This window comes from Rhodococcus sp. UNC23MFCrub1.1 (assembly GCF_000686025.1).
GTDB lineage: Bacteria > Actinomycetota > Actinomycetes > Mycobacteriales > Mycobacteriaceae > Rhodococcoides.
Genome location: NZ_JMLQ01000006.1, coordinates 86,556 through 105,634 on the forward strand (window position 1 = coordinate 86,556; position 19,079 = coordinate 105,634).

Below are 19,079 nucleotides of genomic sequence, written 5' to 3' on the forward strand. Positions count from 1 at the left end.
GATCTTACCGTCGCGGTCGGGTCGCGGGGAGGCTCACGCGATAACGTTTCGGGTATGTACCTGCGCCGAGTTCTGACCCTGGTCGCGACGTGCGCGATCGCCACGACGGCGTGCGGGACGGGGGACGCGGCGGCTCCCGCACCCACCACCACCGGTGCGGCCACGGCATCGCCCTCGGCTCCCTCGGCGGTCGTGTCGACGTCCGAGATGCCTGCGGCCACGCCCGATGCGTGCGCCACCGCTATCGACGCCATGACGCTGCGGCAGCGGCTCGCCCAGCTGTTGACAGTCGGGGTCACCGGGACCGACGACGCCGTGGCGGTGGTGGGCGCCGAGCAGGTGGGTGGTGTGTTCGTGGGTAGCTGGACCGACAAGACGATGCTCACCGGCGGCGGTGTCGATCGCATGCAGTCGGCCGCCACCGTGCCCGTCATGGTGACGATCGACGAGGAGGGCGGCCGGGTGTCGCGGGCAGCCGACCTCCTCGGTTCGGTGCCCTCGGCACGCGAGACCGCCGCCACCATGACCCCCGAGCAGACGTACGAGATGTGGCTCGAGCGCGGACGTGGACTGAAGGATCTCGGCATCACCGTCGACTTCGCTCCCGACGTGGACGTCAGCAGCCAGCCCGACGACTCGGTGATCGGTGACCGGTCCTACTCGGACGATCCCGCCACCGTCGTCGCGTACGCCGGAGCTGCTGCGCGCGGTCTCCGCGACGCCGGGGTGATGCCCGTGATCAAGCACTTCCCGGGGCACGGCTCCGGATCGGGCGACTCGCACACCGGCGCCGTCACGACACCGCCGCTGTCCGAACTGCAGGCCCGCGACCTGGTTCCGTTCCGCGATCTCATGTCCACCGGAGTGGGTGCCATGGTCGGACACCTCGACGTTCCGGGCCTGACGACGGAGGGCGTGCCCGCCAGTATCAGTCCCGCCGCGATGGCACTGCTGCGTGACGGCACCGGCTACGGGGCGGCGCCGTTCACCGGCCCGATCTTCACCGACGACCTGTCCGGCATGGCGGCGATCACGTCGCGACTGGGCATCGAGGACGCGGCGCTGGCCGCCCTCGTCGCCGGGGCCGACGTCGCCCTCTGGATCACCACCGACGCGGTGCCGAGCGTCCTCGACCGTCTCGAGGCGGCCGTGGCGTCCGGGGAGTTGAGCGATGCGCGCGTGGACGACGCGGCCCGGACCGTCCTCACGGCCAAGGGAGCCCTCGGCTGCCCCTGACTCGTCCCGCGGACGGTGACGTAGAGTCGGGAGGTCGTACGGCGGACAGCTCCGGGGAGGACGCATGGCAGGCGGAACCAAGCGGTTGCCGCGCGCCGTCCGCGAGCAGCAGATGCTCGACGCCGCCATCGAGGTGTTCTCCGAGAACGGCTTTCACAGCACGTCGATGGACTCCATCGCCGCACGGGCCGAGATCTCGAAACCCATGCTGTATCTGTACTACGGCAGCAAGGACGAACTCTTCGCCGCGTGCATCCATCGGGAGGGCCTCGAGTTCGTCGCTGCGATGACTCCCGCGGCGGACCCGACGCTCACTCCCCGCGAGCAGTTGCGTAAGGCATTGCTCGGATTCCTCACGTTCGTGGACGAGCACCGCTCGTCGTGGATGGTGCTCTACCGGCAGGCGATCGGCCAGCAGGCCTTCGCCGGTCAGGTGCAGAGCAGCCGCGATCGGTTGATCAGCCTCACCGCGTCGCTGCTCGAGATGAGCACCAAGGACCCGCGGCCGGAACACAACTTCGGACTGATGGCCGTCGCCCTGGTCGGTGCCGGCGAGGCCGTGGCCGACAGGGTCGCCGGCGGCGAGATCGACGTGCACCAGGCGGTCGACCTTCTCGAGAGCCTTGCGTGGCGGGGGCTTCGGGCCTGACGCCGTGAGGGCGGGGACCGCGAGACGCAGCCCCCGCCACGACGATCAGCGCAGGGTGCCCGTCAGGAACGGGTAGCCCTTCTTCGGGTGCTTCAGCGCCACGTCCCACTGCCCCGGACCGACGCCCGTGCCCACCCGCTCGGCGTACACGTTGATCTTGGCGGGCAACACGATCGGCTTGCCGAAGCGCACCGAGTACGTGACACGGTCCTGGATCTTGCCGTCGACGGCGCTGAGTACGGCCGCCGCACTCCACATCCCGTGAGCAATGGTGCGCGGGAAGCCGAAGGCCTTGGCGCCCAGCGACGAGACGTGGATCGGGTTGCGGTCACCACTCACCGCCGCGTAGCGCGAGATGGTCTTCTGGTCCACTCGCAGAGTCGAGGTGGGCGGCGGCGGGACCTCGTCGGCCGGCGGTGCCTCGCGAGGTCCACCGGACAGCGACGTCTTCTGGAGGCTGAGGAAGGTGGACGTCTGACGCCACACCAGCTCTCGGCCCACCGACACGTCGCTGACGACGTCGACGAGCAGTCCCTTCCGGTGCTCGCGGACGTTCTCCGCGTGCACCGCGATGTCGAGCGGCTCCGAGGTCCCGATGGGGCGGAAGCTCTCGATCACGTTCTCCGCGTGCACCGATCCCATGGCCGCAAACGGGAAGTCCTTGGACACCATGAGGGACATCACGGTGGGGAACACCAGGGTGAAGGGGTACGTCAGCGGCAGGGTGTCGCTGAGACGGAGGCCGGTCACCTTGGCGTACGTCGCGAGGTTGTCCCGATCGATCCGGATTCCGCCGAGGGTGTACGTCGCGTCCGGTGCCGTCGGCGTGCGCTTGCCGCCGCCGATGATCGGCAGCGAGTCGAGAGCCGCGCGGGTGTAGATGTCGCGGATCCTCGGCGGACCGTCGAGCGGGATCACCGTGGCCACGTCGCTCACGCTCCGATCAGGGACTGGCCGCACACGCGGACGATCTGACCGGTGACGGCGTTGGAGGCCGGGCTCGCGAAGTACGCGATGGTCTCCGCGACGTCGACGGTCTGGCCGCCCTGCAGCAGCGAGCTCATCCGGCGGCCGGCCTCGCGAGTGGCGAACGGAATGGCCGCGGTCATGGCCGTCTCGATGAAGCCGGGCGCCACCGCGTTGATGGTGATGTCCTTCTTCGCCAGTTCGGGTGCCTCGGCGTGCACCAGGCCGATGACGCCGGCCTTGGACGTGCCGTAGTTGGTCTGGCCGCGGTTGCCGGCGATGCCCGCGATGGAGGACACGTCGATCACGCGGCCGCCGTCGTTCAGCGTGCCGGACTTCACCAGAGCGGTGGTGAGGCGGTGCGGCGCTGCGAGGTTGACGCCGATGACGGAGTTCCACCGGCCGTCGTCCATGTTGGCGAGGAGCTTGTCGCGCGTGATGCCGGCGTTGTGGACGACGATGTCGAGGCCGCCGCTGTGGCGCTCCTTCACGTGCTTCTCGAGCACCTCGGCGGCGTCGGGAGCCGTGACGTCGAGTGCCAGCGACGTGCCGCCTACCTTGTTGGCGGTCTGCGAGAGGGCCTCGCCGGCCGCGGGGATGTCGGCGCAGATGACGTGCGCGCCGTCGCGTGAGAGAACCTCGGCGATGGTGGCGCCGATGCCACGGGCGGCGCCGGTGACCAGAGCGACCTTGCCTTCGAGTGGCCGGTCCCACGAGGCGGGAGCCGTGGACCCGTCCTTGCCGACGGCGATGACCTGGCCGGACACGAACGCGGACTTGGCCGAGAGCAGGAAGCGCAGGGTGGACTCGACACCGGACAGGTCCGGCGCGGCGTCGGGGGAGACGTAGACCAGCTGCGCGGTGCCGCCGCGGCGCAGTTCCTTGCCGACGCTGCGGGTGAAGCCCTCCAGGGCGCGCTGAGCGATGTGCTCCTCGATGTCGCCGGTCTCCTCGGGCGTGGTGCCGAGGACGACGACGCGGCTCGACGGTCCGAGGTTGCGGACCGCGGGCTGGAAGAACTGGTACAGCTGCTCGAGCTGCTCGATGTTCTCGATGCCGGTGGCGTCGAACACGAGGCCGCCCAGCTTGTCGTCGTGCGGGCTCGCGGCGGGGTAGTCCGAGAGCAGCACGCGCAGCGGCTCGACGAGGCGACCGCTGCCGCCGATCAGGACCGGGCCGGCGAGCGGAGGCTCACCCGGCTGGTAGCGACGCAGAGTCTCCGGCTTCGGCAGTCCCGCCTGCTTGGCGAGAAACGCGCCGGGAGCAGAGGAGAGGAACTGCGAGTAGAGGTCAGGGGCTCCCTTGGTGGCTGCCATGTTCCTACCTTCGTGTCGGGTATGTCGAACGGTATCGACAAGTAACTTACTCGTGAGTAAGAATAGAGTCCACGACGAAGCGGCCCCGACTGTGGCCGCGCCATCTGCGCACAGGGAGAATCGTTCGATGACCAGCAAAGAGAAGCGCCCCGTCGCGATCCTCGGTGGAAACAGAATACCGTTCGCGCGCTCGAACAAGGTGTACGCCAACGCCTCGAACCAGGACATGTTGACGGCGGCCGTCGACGGTCTCGTCTCCCGCTTCAACCTGCAGGGTGAGCGGCTCGGCCTCGTGGCCGGTGGTGCGGTGCTCAAGCACAGCCGCGACTTCAACCTCAGCCGCGAGGTCGTCCTGGGCAGCGCGCTGAGCCCGTACACCCCGGCGTTCGACCTGCAGCAGGCCTGCGGCACGAGCATGCAGACGGTCATCGCCGTCGGCGATGCCATCGCGTCGGGCCGGATCGACGTGGGAATCGGCAGCGGTGTCGACACCACGTCCGACGCGCCCATCAGCGTCAACAACGAGCTGCGCGAGTTCCTGCTCACGCTCAACCGGGCGAAGAGCACCGCCGACCGCCTCAAGCTGCTCGCGGGCGTCCGCCCGTCGATGCTGGGGATCGAGATCCCGAAGAACGGCGAGCCCCGCACCGGCATGTCGATGGGCGAGCACGCCGCCGTCACGGCCAAGGAGTTCGGCGTGCGCCGCGAGGACCAGGACGCCCTCGCCGCGGCCAGCCACCAGAACATGGCGAAGGCCTACGACAGTGGCTTCTTCGACGACCTGGTCACCCCGTACCTCGGTCTCACCCGCGACGACAACCTGCGTCCGGACTCCACGGCCGAGAAGCTGGCCAAGCTCAAGCCCGTGTTCGGCACCTCGCTGGGCGACGCCACGATGACGGCCGGCAACTCGACGCCGCTCACCGACGGCGCGTCCTCCGTGCTGCTGTCCACCGACGAGTGGGCCGCGCAGCACAACCTGCCGGTGCTCGCGCACCTGGTCGACTCCGAGTTCGCGGCCGTGGACTACATCCACGGCAACGGCTCCTACAAGGACGGCCTGCTCATGGCGCCGACGTACGCCATCCCGCGTCTGCTCGAGCGCAACGGCCTGACGCTGCAGGACTTCGACTACTACGAGATCCACGAGGCCTTCGCCTCCGTGGTGCTCGCGACGCTGCAGGCCTTCGAGAGCGACGAGTACTGCAAGGAGCGTCTGGGTCTCGACGGTGCGCTGGGATCGATCGATCGCAGCAAGCTGAACGTGAACGGCTCCTCGCTGGCCGCGGGTCACCCGTTCGCGGCGACCGGCGGACGCGTCGTGGCCACGCTCGCGAAGATGTTGGCGCAGAAGGGTTCCGGACGCGGACTCATCTCCATCTGTGCCGCCGGTGGCCAGGGCATCACGGCCATCGTGGAGGCCTGAGCCTCCCGTACCGAACACGAGGACCCGGCTGCGAGGGGTGGCCGGGTCCTCTGCCGTTTCCCGGACCGAGCGGTCTGCGTCTGGCACAGTGGCGGGGTGCAGCGGTGGCGAGGCGAGAGTGGGTCCTGCGCGACCCTCCTCGAGGGCAACCCTCGGGAACATTCACGGAATCGGGCACTGCGTCCGACGCAGCGATGCACGCTTCGCGTGCTGGCCTGCGACGACGACGAGAGTCTCAGGTCGCCTCGCCCCGCCGCACGTCCTCGGTCCACTGCTCGCTGATGTCCGAGTCGTTCTGGCATCACCGCACGGCGCGGATGATCGCACCGCGCCTGGTCGACATCGCGTGGAACAGCACCGAGCTCGGTGAGGTGCTGGCCCGGTTCGAGCACGTCGCGGACGTCGAGACCCTCATCACCAGGCTCCTCGAGCGGCGCAACCATGCACCCGATTCGACGGAGGTCGCCGCCGAACTCCTCGAGGTCATCGGGTATCCCGGTGATCCGTTCGTCCTCCCCGCGCCGCCCGTCCGTCCCACTCCGGCGGTGCGCTTCGGGGTTCCCGCGTTCGCGACGACCGCCGAGCTCGCCGCGTCCCTGGACGTCACCGTCTCCGAACTCGACTGGTTCGCCGACGTCGGCGGCTGGTTGCGTCGGGCGGCTCCGCCGCTGCGCCACTACCGGGCTCGTGAGGTGGCGAAGAGTCGCGGCGGGACGCGCATCCTGGAGATTCCCAAGCCGCGACTGCGCGAGATGCAGCGGCGCGTGCTCCACCGCGTCCTCGATCACGTGGTGCCGCATCCTGCCGCTCACGGTTTCCGGGCCGGTCGGAGTGCCGTGACCTTCGCGCGCCCGCACGAGGGCCGGGACGTCGTCGTCCGGGTCGATCTCGCGGACTTCTTCCCGACGGTGACGAGGCCGCGCGTGCGCGCCGTCTTCGAGGCCTGCGGGTACCCGTACCGGGTGGCGTCGGTCCTCGCCGGCATCTGCACCACCGCGATGCCGGTCGACGAGGTCGCCGGTCTGCCCCGGACTCAGGCGGCACTGCTGCGCGTCCCGCACCTCCCGCAGGGGGCACCGACCTCGCCCGCGCTCGCCAATCTGGTGGCCCGCGGACTCGACCGTCGCGTCGCGGGTCTCGCCCGCGCCCGTGGGCTCGTCTACACCCGCTACGCCGACGACCTGGCGCTGTCGGGCCCGTCGGACACCGATGTGGGCACGCTCCTCTGGGCGCTCGACCGCATCGTGCGCGACGAGGGCTACGTGGTGAACGGTGACAAGACTCACGTCGCGCGTGCTCACCGTCGGCAGACGCTGGCCGGGCTGGTGGTGAACGAGAGTGCCGCGGCGCCCCGCGACCGCTACGACGCACTCCGCGCGCTGCTCCACAACAGTGTTCGTACCGGTGCCGCTGCCCAGAATCGTGCAGGTGTACCGGACTTCCGTGCCTCGGTGTACGGGCAGATCGCCTGGATCGGCGAAAGCAGTCCTTCGCGGCGGTCACGACTTCTGGCCATGGCTGAACGGGTCGATTGGGACTCCTGACAGATCCGGGACGTTCGGTCTGATTCGAGTTGTAACGAGTGCGGTCGTCCGGCGATACTCCTCATGGCTCCGCATCGCTGCCTGACCCCCGACCCGGCAGCGGTGCGGAGCCGTCTTCGTGAGGAGTCGGGCTCCGACCCCAGTGGGTAGGCTCGAGCAGAGGGCGAACGCGCCTGTTCAGCACGACGGAAGGGAGCCGGGTGACCGAGGACGTACCGGCGCAGCACGAGCACCGGACCGCCCCCGAGGGCACGCGCTCCACCCGCCGGCGCACGATCGCGCTGTCCGCGGCCGGCGGCGTCGTCGCCGTGGCCGTGGCCGCGCTCCTGTACGCCGCCGACTGGTTCACCTCCACCGGTGACATCCCCCGCGGCGTGACCGTCGCGGGCGTCGAGGTCGGCGGCCGCAGTGTGGCGGAGGCGGACAACCGGCTCCGCGACGCCCTGGGTCCGCGCACCGACGCCCCGGTGGACGTACGCGCGGACGATGTCGCCGCCACCCTCACCCCGGCCGCCGCCGGTCTCGGAATCGACTGGGCCGCAACCCTCGATCGTGCCGGCGACCAGCCTCTCTCCCCGTTCACCAGGCTCGCGTCGTTCTTCGGCACCCGCGAGATCGGTGTCGTGTCCACTGTCGACGACGCGGCACTCACCGCCGCCGTCGGGTCGTTGTCCCTGCAGGTCGACCGCCCCGCGGTGGAGGGCGACGTGGTCATCGAGGCCGGCGTGCCCCGCGCCGTCGGACCCGTTCCCGGACGCACGCTCGACGTACCGGGTGCGGCGTCCGCGTTCCGCACCGACTGGGCCGAGGGCGGTCCGGTGGAGCTCCCCGTCGTCGTCGAGGACGTCGAGGTCGACGCTGCCGCGATCGACGCGGCGATCCAGGACGTGGCGACGCCCGCGGTGTCGGCGCCGGTGGTCGTGACCGGCGAGGACGGTGCGACGACGACGCTCGCACCCGATCGCGTCGGCGAGGTCCTGAGCTTCGAACCGGACGACGACGGCGGTCTGCGACCGGTGTACGACACGAATACCGCGATCGGCATCCTCGCGCCCGGGCTGGCGGCCACCGAGACCCGGCCCGTCGACGCGCGCTTCGACTTCTCCGGGGGCCGACCCGTGGTGGTTCCGTCCGTCGACGGCACCGAGGTGCGCTGGCCGGAGACACTGGCCACCCTGCCGGACCTGCTGGCGGCGTCCGGTGACGCGCGCACCACCGTCGCGCAGTACGGACCGCGTCCGGCGGCACTGACCACGGACGCGGCGAACGCTCTCGGAATCCGGGAAGTGATCAGCGAGTACACGACCGGCGGGTTCGAGTACGCGTCGGGTGTCAACATCGGTCTCACGGCGGACATCGTGAACGGCGCCGTGGTGAAGCCGGGCGAGACGTTCTCACTCAATGGCTACACCGGTCCCCGCGGGACGGCGCAGGGGTTCGTCGAGTCGGGCATCATCGACAACGGCCGACCCGATCGCGCCGTCGGCGGAGGCATCAGCCAGTTCGCCACCACCCTGTACAACGCCGGCTACTTCGGCGGCATGGACGACGTCGATCACACCGAACACAGCTACTACATCAGCCGCTACCCCGAGGCCCGCGAGGCGACGGTCTTCGAGGGCGCGATCGATCTGCAGTTCCGGAACCCGGCGTCGACGGGTGTGGTCGTCGAGTCGTTCGCCGACGGATCCTCCGTCACCGTGCGGTTGTGGGGCACCAAGACCGTCGAGGTGGAGTCGATCACCGGCTCCCGCAGCCGACCCACCACGCCGGACACCGTCCGGCTGCCGCGCGGAGAGCAATGTGTCGCGTCGAGCGGAGCGCCCGGCTTCACCACCAGCGACACCCGGATCATCCGCGACGCGGCGACGGGTGCGGAGATCTCGCGGAACACGCGCACGGTGCGCTACGACCCGGTGCCGATCGTCCGCTGCGAGTGAGGCCCGCCGTTGGGCTCGGCGTGATCCGAATCCAGGGGCTGTGACCTTGCCCAGTGCCGGGCCCGCGATGGTGGCGGCGGATGGCGCGCGGCCCTACCGTGGGGTTCCATGAGTCAGACCGCAGCCTCCGAGCTCGACCAGGCGACCCTCCGTCAGGCGTACGGCACCTTCCCGAGTGGGGTCGTCGCCATCGCGGCTCGCATCGGCGACGTGCCGGTCGGTCTGGCCGCGAGCAGTTTCGTGTCGGTCTCCCTCGACCCGCCGCTGGTCGCGGTGTGCATCCAGAACACGTCGTCCACGTGGCCCAAGTTCCGCGACGCGACGCACATCGGCATCAGCGTTCTCGGCGAGGCCCACGACGTGGCCGCGCGCAGCCTCGCGGCGAAGACGGGTGACCGGTTCGCTGGTCTGACGCTGGAGACGACGCCCGACGGGGCCATCTTCATCGACGGCGCGTCCTCGTGGCTCGACACCACGATCGAGCAGGAGCTGCCGGCGGGTGATCACGCCATCGTCCTGCTGCGCGTGCACGGTCTCGAGGTGCACTCCGACGTCGCGCCCATCGTGTTCCAGGGCAGCCGCTTCCGAAAGCTGGTCGTCGAGCAGCGCTGAGTCTCGTCCTCCGATGTCGAGCGAGAATCCGCGGATCCGCAGATTTCCGAGCGATCGGGTGGCTCCGGACGCGCGCCTGGCGATCCACGCATCCGCCGTGGACTTTCAGTTAATCATCGTTTACTGTCCTGGTTAGTGAGTGTTAACTGACGGACGGGCTGAGCGATGACGATGCTGGACGGTGCTCGAACCGAGCGCACGAGCAGGCGGGACGATCACCTCGCGCTGGTCGACGAGCTGCACCGAGCCATGGCGGCCGCTGCCCGCGGCGGCAGTGACGCCTCCCGTGAGCGGCACGTCTCCCGCGGCAAGCTGCTTCCGCGCGACCGTGTCGACACGCTGCTCGACGACGGCAGCCCGTTCCTCGAGATCGCCCCGCTGGCCGCGAACGGCATGTACGACGATGCGTGCCCGGGCGCCGGTGTGATCGCCGGAATCGGCCGGGTGTCGGGCCGCGAGGTGATGGTCGTGGCCAACGACGCCACGGTCAAGGGCGGCACGTACTACCCGATGACCGTCAAGAAGCATCTGCGCGCGCAGGAGATCGCCCTGCAGAACCGGCTGCCCTGCGTGTACCTCGTCGACTCGGGTGGCGCGTTCCTGCCGATGCAGGACGACGTGTTCCCCGACCGGGAACACTTCGGCCGGATCTTCTTCAACCAGGCGACGATGAGTGCGAAGGGCATCGCCCAGATCGCGGCGGTGATGGGGTCCTGCACCGCCGGTGGCGCGTACGTGCCCGCGATGAGCGACGAGGCGATCATCGTCCGCAACCAGGGCACCATCTTCCTGGGCGGACCGCCGCTGGTGAAGGCGGCCACCGGCGAGGTGGTCACGGCCGAGGACCTCGGTGGCGGCGACGTCCACTCCAAGATCTCGGGCGTGACGGATCACCTCGCGACCGACGATCGTGACGCGCTCCGCCGGGTCCGCGCGATCGTGGCCACCCTCGGCCCCCGCACGCCGTCGCCGTGGGAGGTGCGCACACCGCTGCCTGTGAGCGATCAGTCGGAGCTGTACGACGTGGTGCCGACAGATCCACGCACCCCGTACGACGTGCACGAGGTGATCACCCGCCTGGTGGACGGTGGGCAGTTCCAGGAGTTCAAGGCCGAGTACGGCACGACGCTGGTCACCGGTTTCGCGCACATCGACGGCCACCCGGTGGGCATCGTCGCGAACAACGGTGTGCTGTTCGGTGAGTCCGCAGTGAAGGGCGCCCACTTCATCGAGCTGTGTGACAAGCGCAGCGTCCCGTTGCTGTTCCTGCAGAACATCACCGGCTTCATGGTCGGGCGGGAGTACGAGGCGGGCGGCATCGCCAAGCACGGCGCGAAGATGGTCACCGCGGTGGCGTGTGCCCGGGTGCCGAAGCTGACGGTCGTGATCGGCGGCTCCTACGGCGCGGGCAACTACTCGATGTGCGGACGCGCGTACTCGCCCCGCTTCCTGTGGATGTGGCCGAACGCGCGCATCTCCGTCATGGGCGGGGAGCAGGCGGCGTCGGTGCTCGCGACCGTGCGCAGCGATCAGCGGTCGGCGTCCGGCGAGCCGTGGACCGAGGACGAGCAGGAGCGGTTCAAGGAACCCATCCGCCGTCAGTACGAGGAGCAGGGCAACCCGTACCACTCGACGGCGCGGCTGTGGGACGACGGCATCATCGATCCGGCCGACACCAGAACTGTTCTCTCACTTGCTCTGTCGGTGTGCGCCAACGCGCCGCTCGAGCCGGTGTCCTACGGCGTCTTCAGGATGTGAGTGTGATGACCACGATCGACACGGTGCTCGTCGCGAATCGCGGTGAGATCGCCGTCCGGGTGTTCCGGACACTGCGCACCATGGGAATTCGCTCCGTCGCGGTGTACAGCGACGCGGACGCCGACGCGCTGCACGTGCGCTCCGCGGACACCGCGGTACGACTGGGTCCGGCGCCCGCACGCGAGAGCTACCTGAACATCGACAAGGTGATCGACGCGGCTCTCGCCAGCGGCGCCGACGCGATCCACCCCGGATACGGGTTCCTCTCGGAGAATGCGGCATTCGCGGCGGCGTGCGAGAAGAACGGCATCACGTTCATCGGCCCGCCGACACGTGCGATCGAGACCATGGGCGACAAGATCACGGCGAAGAAGGCGGTCTCCGCGTTCGACGTGCCGGTGGTGCCCGGCATCGCGGAACCCGGACTCACGGACGACGAACTGATTGCGGCCGCGGCCGACATCGGCTACCCCGTGCTGATCAAGCCGTCGGCCGGTGGCGGCGGCAAGGGCATGCATCTGGTCGAACGAGCCGAGGACCTGACGGCGGCCCTGGTGCGGGCCAGGCGAGAGGCGGCGTCGTCGTTCGGCGACGACACCCTCTTCCTCGAACGATTCGTGTTGCGTCCCCGGCACATCGAGGTGCAGGTGATGGCGGACGCCCACGGCCATGTGATCCATCTCGGTGAGCGCGAGTGCTCGCTGCAGCGCCGTCACCAGAAGGTGATCGAGGAGGCGCCGTCGCCGCTGCTCGACGAGGTGACGCGGGCGCGGATCGGCGAGGCCGCGTGTGCGACCGCTCGGAGTGTCGACTACGTCGGCGCCGGCACCGTCGAGTTCATCGTCTCCGCCGACGCGCCCGACGACTTCTTCTTCATGGAGATGAACACCCGTCTGCAGGTGGAGCATCCGGTGACCGAGGAGGTCACCGGCATCGATCTCGTGGAGCTGCAGATACGGATGGCAGCGGGCGACACGCTGCCGCTGCAGCAGGAGGATGTGACGTTGACCGGTCACGCGATCGAGGCGCGTGTCTACGCGGAGGATCCGGGCCATGGCTTCCTGCCCACCGGCGGCCGCGTGATCGGACTGCATGAACCGGCGGGCACCGGTGTCCGCGTGGACTCGTCGCTCGCACCGGACACGGTGGTGGGCAGCGACTACGACCCGATGCTGGCCAAGGTCATCGCGCACGGTCGGGACCGCGCCGAGGCACTGCGCATCCTGCGGCGGGCGCTCGGCGAGACGGCGGTGCTCGGCGTGGGCACCAACATCGACTTCCTCTCGTACCTGCTGGCCGATCCCGACGTCGCCGCCGGCCGTCTGGACACGGGCCTGCTGGACCGGGTCGCACCCGACTACGCGGCGCCCGTCGCGACGGACGAGGTCATCGCCGCCGCAGCCGTGTTCGACTGGTGCGCAGCCTGGCCCGCGCAGGACGCCGGCGCGTGGACCGTTCCGAACGGGTGGCGTCTCGGTGGTCGGAGCGCACCGACGACAGTCCTCGTCGAGGACGCCGGGCGGCGGCGCACCGTCGCGGTGACCGGGTCGCCGAGCGACGCGGCGGTGACCGTCGACGGCGGAGATGCTCGGTCGCTGACGGTGACTCTCGACGGTGCGACTCTCGTGGTCGCGATCGACGGTCGCCGGACGACGTACACGGCTGCGCGGGACGCGGACGGGCTCTGGCTCGCGGCTTCCGGTGGTGTGTGGCATCTGCGCCCCGCCGCGGAGATCGACCTCGCCGCCGGGGGCGAGGCGGAGCTCGAGGACACGGTGCGCAGCCCCATGCCGGGCACCGTGATCGCCGTCGAGGTGGCGAACGGTGACACCGTCATGGCCGGAACCGTTCTCGTGGTCGTGGAGGCCATGAAGATGGAGCACGCGCTCACTGCTCCCGCGGACGGCATCGTCGAGGTGACGGTGGCGACAGGCGACCAGGTCGCCGTGAACCAGGTACTCGCACGCATGACCACGGACCCGAAAGAGGATGCAGCATGAGCACATCGACCGTCGCGGGACACAGCCTGTTGTCCGACGAGCACCAGCAGCTGATCGCCTCGGTGCGCGACTTCGCTCGCACCGTGGTGGCGCCCGTCGCCGCGCAGCACGATCGCGATCACACGTTTCCCTACGAGGTGGTCCGCGGCATGGCGGACATGGGACTGTTCGGACTGCCGTTCCCCGAGGAGTACGGCGGCATGGGCGGCGACTACTTCGCGCTGTGCCTCGCCCTCGAGGAGCTGGGCAAGGTGGATCAGAGCGTCGCGATCACGCTCGAAGCCGGTGTCTCCCTGGGCGCGATGCCCGTGTACCGCTTCGGTACGGACGCGCAGAAGAAGGAGTGGCTCCCCAAGCTGACGTCGGGCCGGGCGCTCGGCGCGTTCGGCCTCACCGAGCCCGGTGCCGGCAGCGACGCCGGCGGTACGCGCACCACCGCGGTGCGCGACGGTGATCACTGGGTGATCAACGGGTCGAAGCAGTTCATCACGAACTCCGGCACCGACATCACCGAGCTGGTGACGGTGACCGCCGTGACCGGAACCGATGCCTCCGGGCGCAAGCAGATCTCCTCGATCATCGTGCCGACGGACACCCCCGGCTTCGAGGCCGGTCCCGCGTACGACAAGGTCGGCTGGAACGCCTCGGACACTCACCCCCTGTCGTTCACCGATGTTCGTGTGCCGCTGGAGAATCTGCTCGGCGACGAGGGCCGTGGTTACGCCGGGTTCCTGCAGATCCTCGACGAGGGCCGTATCGCCATCGCTGCGCTCGCCGTCGGTGTGGCGCAGGGGTGCGTCGACGAGAGTGTGAAGTACGCGAAGGAGCGCGAGGCGTTCGGTACCGCCATCGGCCGGAACCAGGCCATCGCATTCAAGATCGCCCGCATGGAGGCGCGCGCCTACGCCGCCCGGACCGCCTACTACGACGCTGCAGCGCTCATGTCGGCGGGCAAGCCCTTCAAGAAGGAAGCGGCCATCGCCAAGCTGATCTCGTCGGAGGCCGCGATGGACAACGCGCGCGACGCCACGCAGGTGCACGGCGGCTACGGGTTCATGAACGAGTACACGGTCGCGCGGCACTACCGCGACAGCAAGATCCTCGAGATCGGCGAGGGCACCACGGAGGTGCAGCTGATGCTCATCGCGCGCCAGGTGGGGCTGTGACCGAACCGGAGCGCATCGTCCAGCGCGGCCTGTGGTTCGACGAGATGACGGTGGGCACCGTCTACGAGCACCGGCCCGGGCGCACCGTCACCGAGGCGGACAACGTCCTGTTCACCACCCTCACGATGAACACGCAGGCGCTGCATCTCGACGCCGCGTACAGCGTGGACACCGCGTTCGGGGAGCGGCTCGTGAACTCGATGTGGACGCTCTCCACGCTGGTCGGGCTCTCCGTCGCCCAGCTGACGCAGGGCACCATCGTCGCGAACCTCGGGTTCTCGGAGATCAGCTTCCCGAAGCCGATGCTGCACGGTGACACCCTCTACGGCGAGACGGTGATCGCGGACAAGCGAGAGTCGGCGTCGAGACCCGGAGAAGGCGTCGTGACGTTCGAGCACACGGGCCGCAACCAGCACGGCGACGTCGTCGCGCGCGCCGTGCGGAAGACCCTCGTCCGGATGGCTCCCGCGTCGTGACGGGGCTCGGTCCGGTCTGGATGTTCTGCCCGGCCGACAGGCCCGAGCGCTACCGGAAGGCCGCCGCGGCAGCAGACGTGGTGATCCTGGACCTCGAGGACGCGGTGGCCCCCGGTGACAAGGAAGCGGCGCGGCAGGCCGTCGTCGACACCCCACTCGATCCGGACCGCACCGTGATCCGCGTCAACGCGCGATCGACGCCGTACTTCGAGGCTGATCTGGCAGCCCTGTCCGAGACGGTCTACCACCGCGTGATGGTGCCCAAGTGTGAATCGGCGCAGGACGTCTCGGCACTGGCTCCACGATCGGTGGTCGCCCTCGTCGAGACCCCACTCGGGATCCTGCACGCTGCGGAGATCTGCGCAGCCGACGGGTGCGAGGGCATGATGTGGGGCGCGGAGGACCTGGTGGCCGCGCTCGGCGGAGCGTCCTCGCGTCGCGGCGACGGGTCGTATCGCGACGTGGCCGTGCACGCACGCTCGACCGCTCTGCTGGCGGCCAAGGCGTTCGGGCGCCAGGCTCTGGACTCGGTGTATCTAAACATCGCCGATCTCGACGGACTGCGCGCCGAGTCGGAGGACGCCGTCGCGGTGGGGTTCGACGCCAAGGTTGCGCTGCACCCGACGCAGGCCGCCGTGATCCGCGAGTGTTACACCCCCACAGCCGATCAGGTGGACTGGGCCCGTCGGGTCGTGGCTGCTGCCGCCACCGAGCGCGGAGTGTTCACCGTCGACGGCAGGATGGTCGACGCGCCGGTGATCCGGCACGCCGACCGCATCCTGCGGGGACTCGGCTAGCGAGTCGGTGACGCGGTGGTACGAAGGGGCTGGATCCGGCGTTCCCGCACCCTTCCTCGCGTCCCGCACCCGACCTCGCCGAGCAACACGCGTGCGTCGCGCAAGCATCGGTGCGGGAACGGGTGAACTGGCCTGTGGACGGACCGCGCGCTGTCCACAGGATGCCGGCCGAGCGGGTATCGCCGGGGCGGGGACCCGCTCATGCTCGACCGATGGATCTCGATGCATCACGGCTGGTGCTGCGGCAGAACGCTCTCCATGACGGGTACACCGACAACGAGCTGCGACGGCTCTACACGAGGGGCGACATCACCCGACTGGGTCACGGAGCGTATCTGGACGCGACTCGTCTCGACGGGTTGAACCGCGTCGAGAAGCACCGCGTCCTGCTCGAGGCGGTGATGCCCGCGCTGTCGAGTGGCGCGGTCATGAGCCACCAGACGGCAGCGCTGATGCACGGGTGGCCGCTGTGGGCGGTCGATCTGACCAGGGTGCACGTGACGCGCGATCGGCGGAACGGCGGACGGCGGCGCGCCGACACGATGGTGCACTGCGCGCCGCTGCCGGGCTCCGCCGTGCACGTGGTGAACGGGTTCACGGTGACGTCGCCGGCTCGGACCGTGGTGGACGTGGCGCGGACCGTCCCCTTCGAGCAGGCCGTGGTCATGGGCGACGCTGCGGGAATCGAGGGCGACTCCCTGGTGGACGAACTCGCCGTGGCCAGTCGTCGGCACGGCATCGCGGGCGCGAGGCGGGTCGCGGCATTCCTCGACCCGCTCTCGGGGAGTGTCGGTGAGTCGCGCAGCCGCGTGCTGTTCCATCGCGTCGGGCTCCCGCCACCAGTGCTTCAGGCGGGAATCGGGGTGTGGCGCGTCGATTTCCTGTGGGGCGATGTGATCGGCGAGTTCGACGGTCGCGTGAAGTACGGTCGCTTTCTCCGACCCGGGCAGGACGCAGGGGACGCCGTGTTCCAGGAGAAGCGGCGCGAGGATGCATTGCGCGCGCTCGGCTTCCGCGTCGTGCGCTGGACGTGGGCGGATCTCGCACGGCCCGAGGCGCTCATCGCCCGGTTGCGCGCCCTCCTCTGAGTTCCCGCACCCTTGCTCGTGGCCCGCACGGGACCTCGCCGAGCAACACGCGTGCGGCGTACGAGCATGGGTGCGGGAACAGGCACCACACAGCACTGCGGCCCGGCTGGAGCACCAGCCGGCCCGCAGTGGGAATTCAGCGGATCAGAACGCCGCTTCGTCGAGCTCCATGACGTCGTTGTCCAGGTCGGACAGGATCTGACGGGTGGAGGTCAGGCGGGGCAGGATGTTCTTGGCGAAGAACGACGCTGCGCCGATCTTGCCCTCGTAGAACGCCTTGTCCTTCTCGCCGGCGCCGTTGTCGAGTGCGGCGATGGCGATCTCGGACTGACGCAGCAGCAGCCAGCCGATCATCAGGTCGCCGACGCTCATGAGCAGGCGGACGGATCCGAGGCCGACCTTGTACAGCTCGGTCGGCTGCTCCTGGGCACCCATGAGGTGCTGCGTGAGTGTGGCGACCATGCCCTGCACGTCCTCGAGGGCGGTGTTGAGCAAGGCACGCTCGCTCTTGAGGCGACCGTTGCCCGCCTCGCTGTCGATCCACGTCTTGATCTGGCCGGCGACGTGGGCCAGTGCGACGCCGCGGTCCCGGGCGATCTTGCGGAAGAAGAAGTCCTGCGCCTGGATGGCCGTGGTGCCCTCGTACAGCGAGTCGATCTTGGCATCGCGGATGTACTGCTCGATGGGGTAGTCCTGCAGGAAGCCGGAGCCACCGAGCGTCTGGAGGCTCTGCGCCAGCTGCTCGTACGCGACCTCGGAACCCACACCCTTGACGATGGGGAGCAGCAGGTCGTTGACGCGGAACGCGGTGTCCTTGTCGGCGCCCGAGACGTGCAGTGCGGCAACCTCGTCCTGGTGAGCGGCCGTGTAGAGGAACACCGCGCGCAGGCCCTCCGCGTACGCCTTCTGCGTCATCAGCGAGCGACGGACGTCGGGGTGATGCGTGATGGAGACGCGGGGCGCGGCCTTGTCGGTCATCTGCGTCAGGTCAGCACCCTGAATGCGCTGCTTGGCGTAGTCGAGCGCGGTGAGGTACCCGGTGGACAGCGTCGAGATGGCTTTGGTGCCCACCATCATTCGAGCGTGCTCGATGACGTCGAACATCTGCGCGATGCCGTTGTGGACGTCGCCGACGAGCCAGCCCTTGGCCGGGACGCCGTGTCCGCCGAGGGTCAGCTCACAGGTGGCCGAGACCTTGAGGCCCATCTTGTGCTCGACGTTGGTGACGAACACGCCGTTGCGCTCGCCGAGTTCGCCGGTCTCGCTGTCGAAGTGGAACTTCGGGACGAAGAACAGCGACAGTCCCTTGGTGCCCGGCTTGGCGCCCTCGGGGCGAGCGAGCACGAGGTGGAAGATGTTCTCGAAGAGATCGTCCGAGTCGGCCGAGGTGATGAAGCGCTTGACGCCCTCGATGTGCCAGCTGCCGTCGGCCTGCTCGACGGCCTTGGTGCGGCCGGCGCCCACGTCCGAACCCGCGTCGGGCTCGGTGAGGACCATGGTGGCGCCCCAGTTGCGCTCGGAGGCGAGTACGGCCCACTTCTTCTGCTGCTCGTTGCCGTTGTCGGAGAGGATTTGCGCGAAGCCCGGGCCGGCGGAGTACATGAAGGCGGCGGGGTTCGATCCGAGGATCATCTCGGCGACGGCCCAGAACACCTGGCGCGGTACCGGCATGCCGCCGAGTTCCTCGTCGAGGCCCAGGTGGTCCCAGCCGGCTTCCTGCAGCGCGCGGTACGACTTCTTGAACGACTCCGGGAGGGTGACGGTGTGCGTCTCGGGGTCGAAGGTCGGCGGGTTGCGGTCGGCGTCGGCGAAGGACTCCGCGAGCGGGCCCTCGGCGAGGCGGCGGACCTCGGAGAGCATGTCACGCACGGTGTCGACGTCGAGATCGCCGAACTGTCCGGACTCGAGCGTCTTGTCCAGGGCGAACAGCTCGAACAGGTTGAACTCGAGATCGCGAAGATTGCTCTTGTAATGACCCATGGTGATGCGTTCTCCGTCTCAGTGGTGCGGTCCGGCCTCGGTACCGCCTGTGTGGCCCGGCGCTACCTACTCGCCAGTAACATACGGCTATGTTACGCCGGATCGGGAACACTGCCAATAGGGGT

General features: G+C 69.3%; 15 protein-coding genes. 12 read left to right on the plus strand and 3 right to left on the minus strand.

Translation table 11 applies throughout. The annotated features are described in order from the left end of the window. Positions 1–54 precede the first annotated feature (54 nt). Both BR07_RS0115260 and BR07_RS0115265 read left to right on the plus strand, forming a co-directional pair. Positions 55–1,236 (plus strand): glycoside hydrolase family 3 N-terminal domain-containing protein, encoded by a 1,182-nt coding sequence (locus BR07_RS0115260; protein WP_027506189.1) that lies wholly within the window; start codon positions 55–57, stop codon positions 1,234–1,236. 64 nt (positions 1,237–1,300) lie between these two features. After that, on the plus strand, positions 1,301–1,885 hold the full coding sequence (locus tag BR07_RS0115265; RefSeq protein WP_027506190.1) for a TetR/AcrR family transcriptional regulator: 585 nt from the start codon (positions 1,301–1,303) through the stop codon (positions 1,883–1,885). Between the two features lie 45 nt (positions 1,886–1,930). Here BR07_RS0115265 and BR07_RS0115270 read toward each other — a convergent pair whose 3' ends face one another. After that, positions 1,931–2,812, minus strand: coding sequence for a MaoC/PaaZ C-terminal domain-containing protein (locus tag BR07_RS0115270; RefSeq protein ID WP_051613473.1), 882 nt, complete (start codon positions 2,810–2,812; stop codon positions 1,931–1,933). Between the two features lie 5 nt (positions 2,813–2,817). Further along, positions 2,818–4,167 carry a 3-oxoacyl-ACP reductase gene (locus BR07_RS0115275; protein ID WP_027506192.1) on the minus strand — a complete coding sequence of 450 codons (1,350 nt, stop codon included), beginning with the start codon at positions 4,165–4,167 and terminating at the stop codon, positions 2,818–2,820. A gap of 127 nt (positions 4,168–4,294) precedes the next feature. Here BR07_RS0115275 and BR07_RS0115280 point away from each other — a divergent pair, with 127 nt between their 5' ends. From BR07_RS0115280 to BR07_RS24820, 10 genes are all read left to right on the plus strand, one after another. Next, positions 4,295–5,593 carry an acetyl-CoA C-acetyltransferase gene (locus BR07_RS0115280; protein WP_027506193.1) on the plus strand — a complete coding sequence of 433 codons (1,299 nt, stop codon included), beginning with the start codon at positions 4,295–4,297 and terminating at the stop codon, positions 5,591–5,593. Between the two features lie 281 nt (positions 5,594–5,874). Then, complete coding sequence (locus tag BR07_RS24810; RefSeq protein WP_081821335.1) at positions 5,875–7,137, plus strand: reverse transcriptase family protein; 1,263 nt, start codon at positions 5,875–5,877, stop codon at positions 7,135–7,137. A 200-nt stretch (positions 7,138–7,337) separates the two neighbouring features. Continuing rightward, positions 7,338–9,077: a VanW family protein gene (locus tag BR07_RS24815; RefSeq protein ID WP_051613443.1), complete on the plus strand. Its 1,740-nt coding sequence runs from the start codon at positions 7,338–7,340 to the stop codon at positions 9,075–9,077. 108 nt (positions 9,078–9,185) lie between these two features. Next, positions 9,186–9,689 (plus strand): flavin reductase family protein, encoded by a 504-nt coding sequence (locus tag BR07_RS0115295; RefSeq protein WP_027506194.1) that lies wholly within the window; start codon positions 9,186–9,188, stop codon positions 9,687–9,689. Positions 9,690–9,860: 171 nt separating this feature from the next. Continuing rightward, on the plus strand, positions 9,861–11,447 hold the full coding sequence (locus BR07_RS0115300) for a carboxyl transferase domain-containing protein (RefSeq protein ID WP_037186186.1): 1,587 nt from the start codon (positions 9,861–9,863) through the stop codon (positions 11,445–11,447). 5 nt (positions 11,448–11,452) lie between these two features. Beyond that, positions 11,453–13,447: an acetyl-CoA carboxylase biotin carboxylase subunit gene (locus BR07_RS0115305; protein WP_027506196.1), complete on the plus strand. Its 1,995-nt coding sequence runs from the start codon at positions 11,453–11,455 to the stop codon at positions 13,445–13,447. Next, on the plus strand, positions 13,444–14,613 hold the full coding sequence (locus tag BR07_RS0115310) for an acyl-CoA dehydrogenase family protein (protein WP_027506197.1): 1,170 nt from the start codon (positions 13,444–13,446) through the stop codon (positions 14,611–14,613). Before BR07_RS0115305 ends, BR07_RS0115310 begins: the two co-directional genes overlap by 4 nt. Further along, complete coding sequence (locus BR07_RS0115315; RefSeq protein ID WP_027506198.1) at positions 14,610–15,089, plus strand: MaoC family dehydratase; 480 nt, start codon at positions 14,610–14,612, stop codon at positions 15,087–15,089. The genes BR07_RS0115310 and BR07_RS0115315 overlap by 4 nt, the downstream gene beginning before the upstream one ends. 20 nt (positions 15,090–15,109) lie before the next feature. Then, positions 15,110–15,886: an HpcH/HpaI aldolase/citrate lyase family protein gene (locus BR07_RS0115320; RefSeq protein ID WP_037186190.1), complete on the plus strand. Its 777-nt coding sequence runs from the start codon at positions 15,110–15,112 to the stop codon at positions 15,884–15,886. A 212-nt stretch (positions 15,887–16,098) separates the two neighbouring features. Further along, positions 16,099–16,974 carry a hypothetical protein gene (locus BR07_RS24820; RefSeq protein ID WP_037186092.1) on the plus strand — a complete coding sequence of 292 codons (876 nt, stop codon included), beginning with the start codon at positions 16,099–16,101 and terminating at the stop codon, positions 16,972–16,974. A 144-nt stretch (positions 16,975–17,118) separates the two neighbouring features. Here the strand turns inward: BR07_RS24820 and BR07_RS0115330 are convergent, their stop codons facing one another. Next, on the minus strand, positions 17,119–18,954 hold the full coding sequence (locus BR07_RS0115330; RefSeq protein ID WP_027506200.1) for an acyl-CoA dehydrogenase: 1,836 nt from the start codon (positions 18,952–18,954) through the stop codon (positions 17,119–17,121). Positions 18,955–19,079 lie beyond the last annotated feature (125 nt).

What these genes read in the sequence shown, in the direction of transcription:
- BR07_RS0115260 (WP_027506189.1), top strand. Translation starts at nt 55, where the DNA reads ATGTACCTGCGCCGAGTTCTGACCCTGGTCGCGACGTGCGCGATCGCC.
- BR07_RS0115265 (WP_027506190.1), top strand. Translation starts at nt 1,301, where the DNA reads ATGGCAGGCGGAACCAAGCGGTTGCCGCGCGCCGTCCGCGAGCAGCAG.
- BR07_RS0115275 (WP_027506192.1), bottom strand. Translation starts at nt 4,167, where the DNA reads ATGGCAGCCACCAAGGGAGCCCCTGACCTCTACTCGCAGTTCCTCTCC.
- BR07_RS0115280 (WP_027506193.1), top strand. Translation starts at nt 4,295, where the DNA reads ATGACCAGCAAAGAGAAGCGCCCCGTCGCGATCCTCGGTGGAAACAGA.
- BR07_RS24810 (WP_081821335.1), top strand. Translation starts at nt 5,875, where the DNA reads ATGTCCGAGTCGTTCTGGCATCACCGCACGGCGCGGATGATCGCACCG.
- BR07_RS0115295 (WP_027506194.1), top strand. Translation starts at nt 9,186, where the DNA reads ATGAGTCAGACCGCAGCCTCCGAGCTCGACCAGGCGACCCTCCGTCAG.
- BR07_RS0115300 (WP_037186186.1), top strand. Translation starts at nt 9,861, where the DNA reads ATGCTGGACGGTGCTCGAACCGAGCGCACGAGCAGGCGGGACGATCAC.
- BR07_RS0115305 (WP_027506196.1), top strand. Translation starts at nt 11,453, where the DNA reads ATGACCACGATCGACACGGTGCTCGTCGCGAATCGCGGTGAGATCGCC.
- BR07_RS0115310 (WP_027506197.1), top strand. Translation starts at nt 13,444, where the DNA reads ATGAGCACATCGACCGTCGCGGGACACAGCCTGTTGTCCGACGAGCAC.
- BR07_RS0115320 (WP_037186190.1), top strand. Translation starts at nt 15,110, where the DNA reads ATGTTCTGCCCGGCCGACAGGCCCGAGCGCTACCGGAAGGCCGCCGCG.
- BR07_RS24820 (WP_037186092.1), top strand. Translation starts at nt 16,099, where the DNA reads ATGGATCTCGATGCATCACGGCTGGTGCTGCGGCAGAACGCTCTCCAT.
- BR07_RS0115330 (WP_027506200.1), bottom strand. Translation starts at nt 18,954, where the DNA reads ATGGGTCATTACAAGAGCAATCTTCGCGATCTCGAGTTCAACCTGTTC.